Origin of the sequence: Streptomyces incanus (genome assembly GCF_042656345.1) — a bacterium.
GTDB classification, from domain to species: domain Bacteria; phylum Actinomycetota; class Actinomycetes; order Streptomycetales; family Streptomycetaceae; genus Streptomyces; species Streptomyces incanus.
The window spans coordinates 28,116-40,027 of sequence record NZ_JBHSPC010000045.1 but is presented as its reverse complement, the minus strand read 5'-3'; the positions used below and the strand labels follow the sequence as shown (position 1 = coordinate 40,027).

At 71.0% G+C, this 11,912-nt stretch carries 11 protein-coding genes; 7 read left to right on the top strand and 4 right to left on the bottom strand.

Annotation, left to right across the window (positions count from 1 at the left end):
- Positions 1–46: 46 nt before the first annotated feature.
- The 3 genes from ACFP2V_RS16910 to ACFP2V_RS16900 all read left to right on the top strand — a co-directional run bounded on the left by ACFP2V_RS16910 (position 47) and on the right by ACFP2V_RS16900 (position 2,854).
- A complete protein-coding gene (locus ACFP2V_RS16910) occupies positions 47–1,765 on the top strand; it encodes an LCP family protein (RefSeq protein WP_381212355.1) in 1,719 nt (572 codons plus the stop codon).
- Between the two features lie 264 nt (positions 1,766–2,029).
- Positions 2,030–2,284, top strand: coding sequence for a hypothetical protein (locus tag ACFP2V_RS16905; RefSeq protein ID WP_381212352.1), 255 nt, complete (start codon positions 2,030–2,032; stop codon positions 2,282–2,284).
- A 204-nt stretch (positions 2,285–2,488) separates the two neighbouring features.
- A complete protein-coding gene (locus tag ACFP2V_RS16900) occupies positions 2,489–2,854 on the top strand; it encodes a four-helix bundle copper-binding protein (RefSeq protein WP_381212349.1) in 366 nt (121 codons plus the stop codon).
- Between the two features lie 132 nt (positions 2,855–2,986).
- Here the strand turns inward: ACFP2V_RS16900 and ACFP2V_RS16895 are convergent, their stop codons facing one another.
- Positions 2,987–4,240, bottom strand: coding sequence for an LCP family protein (locus ACFP2V_RS16895; RefSeq protein ID WP_381212346.1), 1,254 nt, complete (start codon positions 4,238–4,240; stop codon positions 2,987–2,989).
- A gap of 117 nt (positions 4,241–4,357) precedes the next feature.
- Here ACFP2V_RS16895 and ACFP2V_RS16890 point away from each other — a divergent pair, with 117 nt between their 5' ends.
- Positions 4,358–4,924, top strand: coding sequence for an acyl-CoA thioesterase (locus tag ACFP2V_RS16890; protein WP_381212343.1), 567 nt, complete (start codon positions 4,358–4,360; stop codon positions 4,922–4,924).
- A 163-nt stretch (positions 4,925–5,087) separates the two neighbouring features.
- Here ACFP2V_RS16890 and ACFP2V_RS16885 read toward each other — a convergent pair whose 3' ends face one another.
- The gene (locus ACFP2V_RS16885) at positions 5,088–6,560 is read right to left on the bottom strand and encodes an LCP family protein (protein ID WP_461089800.1); all 1,473 of its coding nucleotides are present in this window, start codon (positions 6,558–6,560) and stop codon (positions 5,088–5,090) included.
- 255 nt (positions 6,561–6,815) lie between these two features.
- On the opposite strand from ACFP2V_RS16885, the gene ACFP2V_RS16880 reads away from it, so the two are divergent.
- Positions 6,816–7,865, top strand: a complete 1,050-nt coding sequence (locus tag ACFP2V_RS16880) for a glycosyltransferase family 2 protein (RefSeq protein WP_381212337.1) — start codon at positions 6,816–6,818, stop codon at positions 7,863–7,865.
- Positions 7,866–7,967: 102 nt separating this feature from the next.
- Here the strand turns inward: ACFP2V_RS16880 and ACFP2V_RS16875 are convergent, their stop codons facing one another.
- The gene (locus tag ACFP2V_RS16875) at positions 7,968–9,140 is read right to left on the bottom strand and encodes an acyl-CoA dehydrogenase family protein (protein ID WP_381212334.1); all 1,173 of its coding nucleotides are present in this window, start codon (positions 9,138–9,140) and stop codon (positions 7,968–7,970) included.
- Positions 9,141–9,379: 239 nt separating this feature from the next.
- Here ACFP2V_RS16875 and ACFP2V_RS16870 point away from each other — a divergent pair, with 239 nt between their 5' ends.
- Positions 9,380–10,723 (top strand): UDP-glucose dehydrogenase family protein, encoded by a 1,344-nt coding sequence (locus ACFP2V_RS16870; protein ID WP_381212331.1) that lies wholly within the window; start codon positions 9,380–9,382, stop codon positions 10,721–10,723.
- 100 nt (positions 10,724–10,823) lie between these two features.
- Here the strand turns inward: ACFP2V_RS16870 and ACFP2V_RS16865 are convergent, their stop codons facing one another.
- Positions 10,824–11,405, bottom strand: a complete 582-nt coding sequence (locus tag ACFP2V_RS16865; protein WP_381212328.1) for a CGNR zinc finger domain-containing protein — start codon at positions 11,403–11,405, stop codon at positions 10,824–10,826.
- A 141-nt stretch (positions 11,406–11,546) separates the two neighbouring features.
- Between ACFP2V_RS16865 and ACFP2V_RS16860 the strand changes: the two genes are divergently transcribed.
- On the top strand, positions 11,547–11,906 hold the full coding sequence (locus tag ACFP2V_RS16860) for a VOC family protein (RefSeq protein WP_381212325.1): 360 nt from the start codon (positions 11,547–11,549) through the stop codon (positions 11,904–11,906).
- Positions 11,907–11,912: the final 6 nt, after the last annotated feature.

The window sequence follows — 11,912 nt, the reverse complement described above, 5'->3', positions numbered from 1 at the left end:
CAGTTCCATGAGGCGAGGAGTACCAGGGGTGGGGAGGGCAACGGAAGTGACGCAGCGCGCCGCTCGGAAAACGCTCCACGACGACCGGCGTGACCCGGGCCCGGACGACGGTCCCTCCGTCGTCCCGGCCGACGACGGCGGGAACGCGGCGGGCGGTGACGACAGCGGCGGGACGCCCACGTCGGACGGTGACGACGGCGACATATCCGCGTCCGGCGAGGACGCGCCCGCCCCCGGTGGAGGCGGCGGCCGCCCGCGGCGCCGGGTGCTCAAGTGGGTCGCCGCGGTCCTCGCGGTGTCCCTCCTCGGCTCGGCCGGGGCCGGCTACGTCTACTACCGGCACCTGAACGGCAACATCAAGCAGAACCCCCTGAACCTGGGTGACAACAAGGTCACCGCGCCCACCCCGAACGCCGCCGGGCAGACCCCGCTGAACATCCTGCTGGTCGGCTCCGACGCCCGGGACAGCAAGGAGAACCAGGAACTCGGCGGCGCCCGCGAGACCTTCGGCTCGACACCGCTGGCCGATGTGCAGATGCTGCTGCACCTGTCCGCCGACCGGACCAACATGTCCGTGATCAGCATGCCCCGCGACACCCTCGTCCAGATCCCGAAGTGCACCGACCCCGAGGACGGGACGGTGTACGAGGCGAGCAACGGGCGGATCATGACCAACCGGAGCCTCGGGCACGGCGGTCCGGGCTGCACCGTGGCCACCTGGCAGGAGCTCACCGGCATCCACATCGACCACTTCATCATGGTCGACTTCGCCGGTGTGGTCGCCATGGCCGACGCCGTCGGCGGCGTCCCCGTGTGCGTGGACGCCAACATCCTCTCGCGCGACAGCCAGGGCCACGGCTCCGGACTGAAGCTGCCCGAGGGCACCCACCCGGTCAAGGGCGAGCAGGCCCTGCAGTGGCTGCGTACGCGCTACGGCTTCGAGGACGGCAGCGACCTCGCCCGCGCCAAGGCCCAGCACATGTACATGAACTCCCTGGCCCGCGAGCTGCGCGAGAACACCGACCTGAGCAACCCCAACAAGCTGCGCAGGCTGGCCGAGGAGGCCACCCGGGCGCTCACCGTCGACCCCGGCCTCGACACCGTCAAGAAGCTGTACGACCTCAGCAGCGAGCTGCGCGGGGTGAAGCCGGAGCGCATCACCATGACCACGATGCCCAACCGGTACGTGGGGGCCCGCGTGGAGCCGACCGAGGACGCCGAGCAGTTGTTCCGGCTGGTCCGCGACGACATCGCGCTGGACGGCAAGGACGAGAAGCCCGCACAGGCCGAGAAAGCAGCCGCGGACGCGGCGAGGGGGGAGAGGCCGGCCCTGTCCGTCGAGCCGGCCGCCCCCGACGACAAGATCGCGGTCCAGGTCGTCAACGGCACCCGGGCCGACACCCTCGGCGCGGCGTCCGGCCGCGCGAGCGCCGTGGCCGGGATGCTTCAGGAGAAGGGGTTCACCGGCGCGACCGCCGACACCGCCGGCTCCCTGAGCGAGCGGCTGACGCTGGTGCGCTACCCGAGCGCCGATCTGAAGGGCGACGCCCTGCGTGTCGCCGAGTCGCTGGGCATTCCGGAGAGTTCGGTACGGCAGTCCACCGATGTCTCCGGTGTCACGCTCGTCGTCGGCGCCGACTGGCGCGAGGGGACGGCGTACGAGGCGCCCGAACAGGACGACACGACTCCCGAGTCGGCCAAGGCCCTCAACGGGGCGGACGACTCCGCCTGTATGGAAGTCGACCCGAGCTACACCTGGTCCTGACCGGATTCCCGTCCCGCGCGGCGGGGCGGGCTCCGACTGCCACCTGCCACCTGCCACCTGCCGTTTGCCCCGACGACGTCGAGCCGGGCGGGGACCGCGAAGAATCAGCCATTCATGATCCATGAAGAGACATGAGTGGATCATCCTGATGATCTTGCGGGCTTCTCGGTGGGGGGACCACTGCGCGCAGTGGTCCCCCCACCGAGAAGAGGCACAGGGGAGTTCAGGAACAAGGCCGTCGGGAACACCGCGTCGGTAGCGCTCATGCCGGCGGGCACCACAGCCTTCTCCCCGGCCACCGCCCCCGCCGCGTACGGCTGCAACGGTTCTCGGATCGACGGCTGGAACAGCACCTGCAACGGACCCACATACGCCACGACACCCCTGTTCCGGGACGGTACCTGCAACCGTGTCGCGGCGGTGAAGCGCGGTTCGTGCCACGGGGTCGAGTCCCGCATCGCGGTGCAGGCCCGGACGAACACCGACGGCTACGTCGGCGAGGACGACGGCGGAGCCTGAACGGCAACGACATCATCCGGGACCACGTACCCGGCTCGGGCTGCTTCCACTGCGGCTGAACCCGCCGGTGACGAGGCTCCCTTTCCCACGCACCGTGCAGGTCGGGGCACAGACCGTTCGCCCTGTGGTGGTCATGGGACAAGGGGCGTAGGACTGAAGGACGGAGGCCGGTCCGCGGCCCCCGTCGTTCCCCTGGGAGGAATCATGACCCAGCAGTCTGCCACCGCGGCCCCCATGAGCAAGGAGATGCAGGACTGCGTCCAGACGTGCATGGCCTGCCACAGCACGTGCGAGGAGACCATGAGCTCCTGTCTGCGGATGGGCGGCCGGGCCCCCGCGCAGGTCATGGGAGCCCTCATGGACTGCGCCGACATGACCCGCATGTGCGCCGACATGATGATGCGCCGCTCGCCGCTGGCCGCCGAGATGTGCGCGATGTGCGCCACGGCCTGTGACCTGTGCGCCGAGGCGTGCATGTCCATGCCGGACGACGCGCAGATGATGCGCTGCGCGGAGTCCTGTCGCCGCTGTGCCGAGTCCTGCCGCGCCATGGCGGGCGCCACGATGTGACGCGCCGGACGCCGACGCCGGAACACGCCGGGCACCGGACGCCGGACGCCGGACACAGTCGAGGGCACCCCGTGGGGCGCCCTCGGTCGTTCTCCCGCCCCGCCTGCCCGTCCGCCGCCGGCGCCGCGGGGTTCAGTTGCCCTTGACGGTGACCTTCTCGTCGTTCTTCAGCTCGTTCACCAGCTGCTTGACCTTCGCCTTGTCCCAGAGCAGGTTGCCGCCGGAGGAGCCCGCGAGGGGCATGTTCAGGGAGGTGCCGTCACCGCCGCTGACGCCCTTCATCGACCAGAACATGTCGGCCAGGCCGAACAGGCTCATGTCCTCGTCGACGACCAGCGCGTCCAGACCCGCGCCCAGGGTCGGGTACAGCTTGAACGGGTTCAGGACCGTGCCCGGCGTCGCCACCTGGCTCGCGAGGGCGGAGAGGAACTTCTGCTGGTTCTTCGTACGGTCCAGGTCGGAACCGGCCAGCGCGTACCGGGTGCGGACGAAGGCGAGGGCCTCCTCGCCGTTCAGCGTCTGCTTGCCCTTCTTGAAGTCGGCGCCGGACTTGGTGTCCTTGATGTCCTGCGGGATGTCCAACTCGACGCCGCCGACCGCGTCCACGATGTTCGCGAAGCCGGCGAAGCCGATCTCCACGTAGTGGTCGATGCGCAGGCCGGTGTTGAACTCGACCGTGCGGACCAGGAGTTCGGGCCCGTCCTCGGCGTAGGCGGCGTTCAGCTTCACCTGCCGGCCCGTGCCCTGGTACGTCTTGCCGGACTCGGAGCCCTTGAAGGTGGGTATCTCCACGTTCGAGTCGCGGGGCAGCGATATCAGGGTGGGGCCGTTGCTGCCGGTGTGCAGGATCATCACGGAGTCCGTGCGCTTGCCCTCGGCGGACCCGGTACGCAGCTTCTTCTTCTGCTCGTCGGTCAGCCCGGCCCGGCTGTCGGAGCCGACGATCAGGTAGTTCGTCCCCTCGCCCGCCTCCGGCCGGTCGAGCACGATCGACAGGTCGACCTCGCGGTTGAGCTTCGAGTCGGCCCAGAAGTAGGTGCCCACGGTCGTCACGATCAGCACGACCGCGACCGTGATCGACGTCACCTTGATCCGGCGGCGCCAGTCCGGCGCGGGACGCTGCGCGTAGCGGCCGTCGTCGCCCGGACCGCCGGGACCGCCGCCGCCCGGGGAGCCGTAGACCTGGCCCGTGTTGTAGCCGCCGCCGTCCACGTACGACGGCTGCTGCGGCACCGGGCCTCCGTAGGCTCCCTGGCCGGGCGGGGCCACCGGGCCGCGGCGGACCTGGCGCATGACGCGGGCGCTCTCCGGCTGTGCGCTCGCGCTGCCGCGTCCGTAGCGGGGGCCGCGGTTGTCGTTGGGCCGTGCCTCGGGCCATTCAGTCATGCGCAATAGTGTGCAGGTCCGGGGCCTGCGCCGTACCAGTCCTCGGGAAATAGAAGCAGCGCTGTTGCGAAGCTGACACAAATTCCCCGGCTGGCACCTCGGCATAAGGTGGAGGCCATGACAGATCAGGCTCCGGCCCCACCTACGGAGAATCCCGACAGTCCCGACATCCCGGGCAAGCCCGTCTCGGCGTCGCGGACGACCCTCAGCCACATCATGACCCACAGCGACACCAACCTCCTGGGTACGGTGCACGGCGGCGTGATCATGAAACTCGTCGACGACGCGGCGGGCGCGGTCGCCGGACGGCACTCCGGTGGCCCCGCCGTCACCGCGTCGATGGACGAGATGGCCTTCCTCGAACCGGTCCGTGTCGGCGACCTGGTCCATGTGAAGGCGCAGGTCAACTGGACCGGCCGGACGTCCATGGAGGTCGGCGTGCGGGTCCTGGCCGAGCGGTGGAACGAGTCCGCCCCGGCCACTCAGGTCGGCTCGGCGTATCTCGTCTTCGCGGCCGTCGACGCGGACGGCAAGCCGCGCCGCGTGCCGCCGGTGATATCGGAGAGCGAGCGGGACCGGCGCCGCAACCAGGAGGCCCAGATCCGCCGCACCCACCGCCTGGCCCGCCGCCGGGCGATCGTGGAGCTGCGCGAGAGGCGGGCGGCGGAGGGGATCGAGGACTGACCGCGAGGATGTGTGGTGGCTTCTCCGCCGGGTCCGACTCACGGACCGACCGACGCTGATCCACCCCGCACTCCCCGCGGCCCCGGCAGCCCCCGCGGGGCCGGGGTCTTCCCTCTGGATCAGGCCGGATCCCGTGAGTCCGGCATGATCCGGACACCAGGCCCTACGAGCAGCCCACCTCGTCGCCCCGCACCACCCCGAACTCGCCCTTCCCGGGGTCCTCGGCCCGGACCTTGCGGACCTTCTCGAAGTCGGTACCGGCGATCACCCTCAACGTGGCGCCCTGGCCCTTCACCGCACGCAGCTCGCTGCCCGGCAGAGCGGCGGCGAGGGACTTCGCGGAGCGGTCCCAGCGGGGGTCGTAGGCGACGACGGTCCGCTGCACGGAGCGGTCCGCCGCGTTGACCGGAACGTGGGTGGTGTTGAAACCGGTGGCCGCGAGGGCCGCGTCCACGCGGCGGCCGAGGCCCTTCGTCTCCGTGCCGTTCTCGACCTGGACGCGGATCTGCCGGGGGGCCACCGGGACGCGCCGTGCCGCATCGGGCGACGGGTGTGCGGAGAGCGGCTTGTCCTCGCGCAGCGCCTCGAAGAGGTTCTCGGACTTCTCGGGATCCCACTTCAGCGTCGACCCGATGCCCTTGACCGTGTGTCCCTCCCTGCCGAGCGGCACGGTGGTGAACTCGGACGAGGCGGGCGAGAAGGTGCGCATCGCCCGCCCCAGGTCCAGCAGTTCGCCGGTGCTGAAGCCCTTGTCCGCGCGAACCGAGCCGAGCACGGCACGGGTCACGTCCCGGAACTTCATCGGGTTCAGCAGAATCCCGGAGGACGTGGCCCGGTCCAGCAGGGCGGCCATGAAGTGCTGCTGGCGTTTCATCCGGCCGAGGTCGGCGGCGCCGTCGACGTACCGGGCGCGCACGTACTGCAGGGCCTCTCCGCCCCCCAGGGTGTGCCGGCCGGCCGGCAGGTCGAGGCCGGTGTGACTGTCCTTCAGAGGTTCGGTGGTGCACAGCTCGACGCCGCCGACCACATCCACGGTCTTCATGAAGCTGGTGAAATCGAGCTCCAGGTAGTGGTCGATCTTCACCCGGGTCATCTTCTCCACCGTGCGCACGGTCAGCTGCGGCCCGCCCTCCGCGTACGCCGCGTTGAGCTTGACGGGGTGCCCCTCGTGCTCCTCGCCGCTCACCTGGTCGGTGTGCGCGGGCATCATGGCGTACGAGTCGCGCGGCAGGCTGACGACGCTGGCCCGCTCCCGGTCCTCGGAGATGTGCACGATCATGATCGTGTCGGTGCAGTTGCAGGGCGCCCCGCCGAGCCGGTACTTTCGCCGCGCCTCCGCGCCGATCTTCTCGCGGCCGTCCGTGCCGACGAGCAGGACGTTCATGCCGTGGCCCGCCTCGGGACGGTTCTTCATGTCCCGGAACGGGTCGACCCGGTCGATTCCCGCGTCGAGGCCGCTGACCACCGCGTGCCCGATCCCGGCCGAGGCGAGCACCAGGACCGACAGGGTGGTCACCGCCCGCGGGCCCCAGCGCGGTCTCCGGCGTCCCGGTGGTCGCGGGCCGCCCTCCCGCGGTGGCTGCGGTCGGCGCTGCGACGCGGTGCGGGGCCGGGGGGAACGTGACGACACGGGCAAGAGGGACACACCTCCGGACGAGGGCCGTACGAGGGGGACGTAAAAGAGGGGAGGCAAGAGGAGAGCGGGACGTGGACGGGGAACAGGAGAGGGGGGAGGGAGAGGGGAAGGGGAAGCCTGCGGGCAGGGGTGCAGGGGGCGTACGGGGTCGTACACGGGATCCTGAGCACCGTAAGCCGATACGATCTGCGGCCCGGCGCAGCCGCACCCGGCACGCACACCGCTGTCCCCCGTTCGCGGTAACGTGAGGCTCCTATGAACGCCAATCCCGACGTGCGGCTCCCCGCCGTTTCCGTGATCATGCCCGTGCTCAACGAGGAGCGGCATCTGCGTGGTGCCGTCCACGCGATCCTCGCCCAGGAGTACTCCGGCGAGATGGAGGTCGTGATCGCCCTCGGTCCGTCCACGGACCGCACGGACGAGATCGCCGCCGAACTCATGGCCGAGGACCCGCGGGTGCACACCGTGCCCAACCCGACCGGCCGCACCCCGGCCGCCCTCAACGCGGCGATCGGGGCCTCGCGCCATCCGGTCGTGGTCCGCGTCGACGGGCACGGGATCCTCTCGCCGGGCTACATCGCCACCGCGGTACGGCTCCTGGAGGAGACCGGCGCGCAGAACGTCGGCGGCATCATGCACGCCGAGGGCGAGAACGACTGGGAGCACGCGGTCGCCGCCGCGATGACGTCCCGGATAGGTGTCGGCAACGCCGCCTTCCACACCGGTGGCGCGGCGGCTCCCGCCGAGACCGTCTACCTCGGGGTGTTCCGGCGCGAGGCACTGGAGCGGCAGGGCGGCTACAACGTGGAGTTCATCCGCGCCCAGGACTGGGAGCTGAACTTCCGCATCCGCGAGGCCGGCGGGCTGATCTGGTTCTCGCCGGAGCTGAAGGTGTCGTACCGGCCCCGGCCGAGCATGCGGGCGCTGGCCAAGCAGTACAAGGACTACGGCCGTTGGCGGCACGTCGTCGCCCGCTACCACTCGGGTTCCATCAACCTGCGCTACCTGGCCCCGCCGGCCGCGGTGTGCGCGATCACGGCCGGGATCCTGATCGGCGCTCTGCTCACCCCGTGGGGTTTCGTCGTACCCGGCGGCTACCTCGCGGCGATCGTGCTCGGCTCGATACCCGCGGGCAAGGGTCTGCCGCTGAGGGCGCGGCTGCAGATCCCGGTGGCGCTGGCCACCATGCACATGTCGTGGGGCTGGGGCTTCCTCACCAGCCCGCGCTCACTCGCGAAAAGGGTCATCGCCTCCCGCCGGCCCGCGGTCCACACGAACACGGACGCGGACGCCCCGGCTTCCTGACCCGCGCTCAGCAGCACGGCAGGACCCCCACCCGGACGGGAAAAGACCGAAGGGTGCCCGAGTACGCGTACTCGGGCACCCTTCGGCCGTCCGTGCGCCGGGTCAGGGAAGGTTCCTGGCCATGACGATCCGCTGGACCTGGTTGGTGCCCTCGTAGATCTGGGTGATCTTCGCGTCGCGCATCATCCGCTCCACCGGGTAGTCGCGGGTGTAGCCGTAGCCGCCGAGGAGCTGGACGGCGTCGGTGGTGACCTCCATGGCGACGTCGGAGGCGAAGCACTTGGCGGCGGCGCCCTGGAAGGTCAGGTCTCCCTCTCCACCTCCGGCGGCGACGCGCTCGGACTTGGCGGCGGCCGCGTAGGTGAGCTGGCGGGCGGCCTCGATCTTCATGGCCATGTCGGCGAGCATGAACTGGATGCCCTGGAAGTCGGCGATCGGCTTGCCGAACTGCCTGCGCTCCTTGACGTAGCCCTTGGCGTAGTCGAGGGCGCCCTGGGCGATGCCGAGGGCCTGGGCGGCGATGGTGATGCGGGTGTGGTCCAGGGTCCGCATCGCGGTGGCGAAGCCGGTGCCCTCCTCGCCGATCATGCGGTCGGCCGGGATGCGGACCTGGTCCAGGTAGACCTCGCGGGTCGGGGAGCCCTTGATGCCGAGCTTCCGCTCCGGGGCGCCGAAGGAGACGCCCGGATCGGACTTCTCCACGACGAACGCCGATATGCCCTTGGAGCGCCGGGTGGGGTCGGTGACCGCCATCACCGTGTAGTACTCGGAGACGCCGGCGTTGGTGATCCAGCGCTTGACGCCGCTCAGGACGTAGGCGTCGCCGTCGCGGACCGCCCTGGTCTTCATGCCGGCCGCGTCCGAGCCGGCGTCCGGCTCGGAGAGGCAGTAGGAGAACATCCCCTCGCCCCGGGCGAGCGGGGTCAGATACTGCTTCTTCAGCGCCTCGGAACCGGAGAGGAGCACCGGCAGGGAGCCGAGCTTGTTCACGGCGGGGATGAGCGAGGAGGACGCGCAGACCCGGGCCACCTCCTCGATCACGATGACGGTGGCGAGCGCGTCGGCGCCCGCGCCGCCGTACTGTTCGGGCACGTGCACGGCGTGCAGGTCGTTCGCCAGGAGCGCGTCGAGCGCCTCCTGCGGGAAGCGGGCGTCCTCGTCCACCGCCGCGGCGTGCGGCGCGATCTTCGCCTCGGCCAGCGAGCGGACGGCGTCACGGAGCATGTCGTGCTCCTCGGACGGGCGGTACAGGTCGAAATCAGCCGATCCGGCCAAGGTCTCTCACTCCAAAGACGACGAGGTGCGACGAGAGGCGACGCCCTGATGATGCTAACTACCGTTAAGTAACTCCCATTTTAGAACTCCTGCCCATGCGGTAGTACGTGAGTTTGGTGACAACGGGACGGCTACGGAGCCGCAATGAGCGGGAACGAGCGGGATCGCCCCGTGCGGCGTTCTCGGCAGCCCCGGATATGCTCAGCCCGCACTGGCTTCCGTAGACCCCTGGAGCACGCATGGCCCTCAAGATCACCGTGATCGGCACCGGTTATCTCGGTGCGACCCACGCGGCGGCCATGGCGGAGCTCGGGTTCGAGGTGCTGGGCCTCGACGTCGTGCCGGAGAAGATCGACATGCTCCGGCGGGGCGAGGTCCCGATGTACGAACCGGGGCTCGAGGAGCTGCTGCGCCGGCACGTGGCGGGGATCGAGGGGTCCACCGGCCGGCTCCGGTTCACCATGGACTGGGCCGAGGTAGGCGAGTTCGGCGACATCCACTTCGTCTGTGTGAACACTCCGCAGCGGCACGGCGAGTACGCCTGCGACATGTCGTACGTCGACTCCGCCTTCGCCTCGCTGGCCCCGCACCTCACCGGCCCCGCACTGGTCGTCGGCAAGTCGACCGTGCCGGTGGGCTCGGCCGACCGGCTGGCCGCCTACCTGGCCGAGCACGCGCCGGCCGGCGAGGACGCCGAGCTGGCCTGGAACCCGGAGTTCCTGCGCGAGGGCTTCGCCGTCCAGGACACGCTGCACCCGGACCGGGTCGTGGTGGGGGTCCGGAGCGAGCGGGCCCAGAAGCTGCTGCGGGAGGTGTACGCGACGCCGGTCGCCGAGGGCACCCCGTTCGTGGTGACCGACTTCCCGACCGCGGAGCTGGTGAAGACCTCCGCGAACTCCTTCCTCGCCACCAAGATCTCCTTCATCAACGCCATGGCCGAGCTGTGCGAGGCCACGGGCGGTGACGTGGCCCGGCTGGCCGAGGCCATCGGGTACGACGACCGGATCGGCCCGAAGTTCCTGCGCGCCGGGATCGGCTTCGGCGGCGGGTGCCTGCCGAAGGACATCCGGGCGTTCATGGCGCGCGCCGGTGAGCTGGGCGCGGACCAGGCGCTGACGTTCCTGCGGGAGATCGACTCGATCAACATGCGCCAGCGCGGCCGGATGGTGGAGCTGACCCGGCAGGCGCTGGGCGGCGGGGCCTTCCTGGGCAAGCGGGTCGCGGTGCTGGGAGCCACCTTCAAGCCGGACTCGGACGACGTGCGGGACTCGCCGGCGCTGAACGTCGCGGGCCAGATACACCTCCAGGGCGGCCAGGTCACCGTGTACGACCCGAAGGGCATGGACAACGCCCGGCGGCTCTTCCCCACCCTCGGGTACGCGGACTCGGCGCTGGCCGCGGTGCGGGGCGCGGACGTGGTGCTGCACCTGACGGAGTGGCGGGAGTTCCGCGAGCTGGATCCGGCGGCGCTGGGCGAGGTCGTGGCCCAGCGGCTGGTCCTGGACGGGCGCAACGCGCTCGACGCCGAGGTGTGGCGCCGGGCCGGCTGGCGCTACCGCGCGATGGGACGCCCCACCGCCTGACGGAACGGGTGACGCCGGTTCGGCCGAGGCTCAGTCGGCCGAACCGGCGTCTGCCTGCATTCTGCACCACGGGGCGGGTCCGGTGGGGCCGCTGTGACGCCTACGACTCCCTCGGCTCCGGATCCGCCGCCCGCTTCGGCTCCTGCCGCGTCCGGGCCTGATCCGGCTGCGGCCGCTTCGAGCGGTAGCGGCGCATCTTGGCGCGGGCTCCGCACACCTGCATGGAGCACCAGCGGCCGCGTCCCGCCGGGCTGCGGTCGTAGTACGCCCAGTGGCAGTCGGTGGCCTCGCAGGCCTTCAGCCTGGTCCAGGTACCCGCCGCGACCGCTTCCGCCACGGCCGCCGCGACCCGGGAGAGCAGGGGCCCCCGGTCGACGGGTACGAGGGCGGCAAAGCCGTCCGCCGGGTCGACGGTGACCACCAGGGGGGCCTGTGCGAGCAGCGTGCCGAGCGGGACGACCGCGCGGTGCGGCGGATGGCCGGCGTGGGCGAGCAGGGCCGCGCGCAGCGCCTCGCGCAGGGTGCGCGCCGACTCGACGCCGGCCGCTTCGCCCTCCGGAAGCCCGAAGCGGGCGCGGCCGTCCGCCGTGTCCAGCGCGTCGGCGCCCGACTCGAGGTCGAGCGTGTTGACCAGGTCCTGGACCAGGACCAGCCCACCGGGCGCGGCCGATCTCCCACTCATGTCCGGACGGTACCTCTCGCGTCCCCCGCATTTTCCCTTGCGACGCTACCCCCCGTGCGGCAGCATGCAGTAACGGTTACCGGCTGTCCGCTTCTGCCGGTAACCGGAAGAGTCGGGGATCAGGGATTCGAGGAGGAAGTCATGCCTGTTGCCAAGGTGGGCGCCGTCGTCCTGGACTGCGCCGATCCGCACGCGCTGGCCGGTTTCTACGCCGAACTGGTGGGCGGCACGGTCAAGGACGAGGGCGACTGGGTGGACCTCCAGGTGCCCGGCGGGCCGGTGCTCGCGTTCCAGGAGGCCCCCGGACACGTGCCGCCGCGCTGGCCGGCGCCGGACCACTCCCAGCAGTTCCACCTGGACCTGGCCGTCGAGGACCTGGACGCCGCCGAGAAGAAGGTGCTGGCACTCGGCGCGAAGCCGCTGGAGGCGGAGGACCGCTCGCGGAGCTTCCGGGTTTACGCGGACCCGGCGGGGCACCCCTTCTGTCTGTGCGCCTGCTGACACCGG

What these genes read in the sequence shown, in the direction of transcription:
- ACFP2V_RS16905 (WP_381212352.1), top strand. Translation starts at nt 2,030, where the DNA reads ATGCCGGCGGGCACCACAGCCTTCTCCCCGGCCACCGCCCCCGCCGCG.
- ACFP2V_RS16900 (WP_381212349.1), top strand. Translation starts at nt 2,489, where the DNA reads ATGACCCAGCAGTCTGCCACCGCGGCCCCCATGAGCAAGGAGATGCAG.
- ACFP2V_RS16895 (WP_381212346.1), bottom strand. Translation starts at nt 4,240, where the DNA reads ATGACTGAATGGCCCGAGGCACGGCCCAACGACAACCGCGGCCCCCGC.
- ACFP2V_RS16890 (WP_381212343.1), top strand. Translation starts at nt 4,358, where the DNA reads ATGACAGATCAGGCTCCGGCCCCACCTACGGAGAATCCCGACAGTCCC.
- ACFP2V_RS16880 (WP_381212337.1), top strand. Translation starts at nt 6,816, where the DNA reads ATGAACGCCAATCCCGACGTGCGGCTCCCCGCCGTTTCCGTGATCATG.
- ACFP2V_RS16870 (WP_381212331.1), top strand. Translation starts at nt 9,380, where the DNA reads ATGGCCCTCAAGATCACCGTGATCGGCACCGGTTATCTCGGTGCGACC.
- ACFP2V_RS16865 (WP_381212328.1), bottom strand. Translation starts at nt 11,405, where the DNA reads ATGAGTGGGAGATCGGCCGCGCCCGGTGGGCTGGTCCTGGTCCAGGAC.
- ACFP2V_RS16860 (WP_381212325.1), top strand. Translation starts at nt 11,547, where the DNA reads ATGCCTGTTGCCAAGGTGGGCGCCGTCGTCCTGGACTGCGCCGATCCG.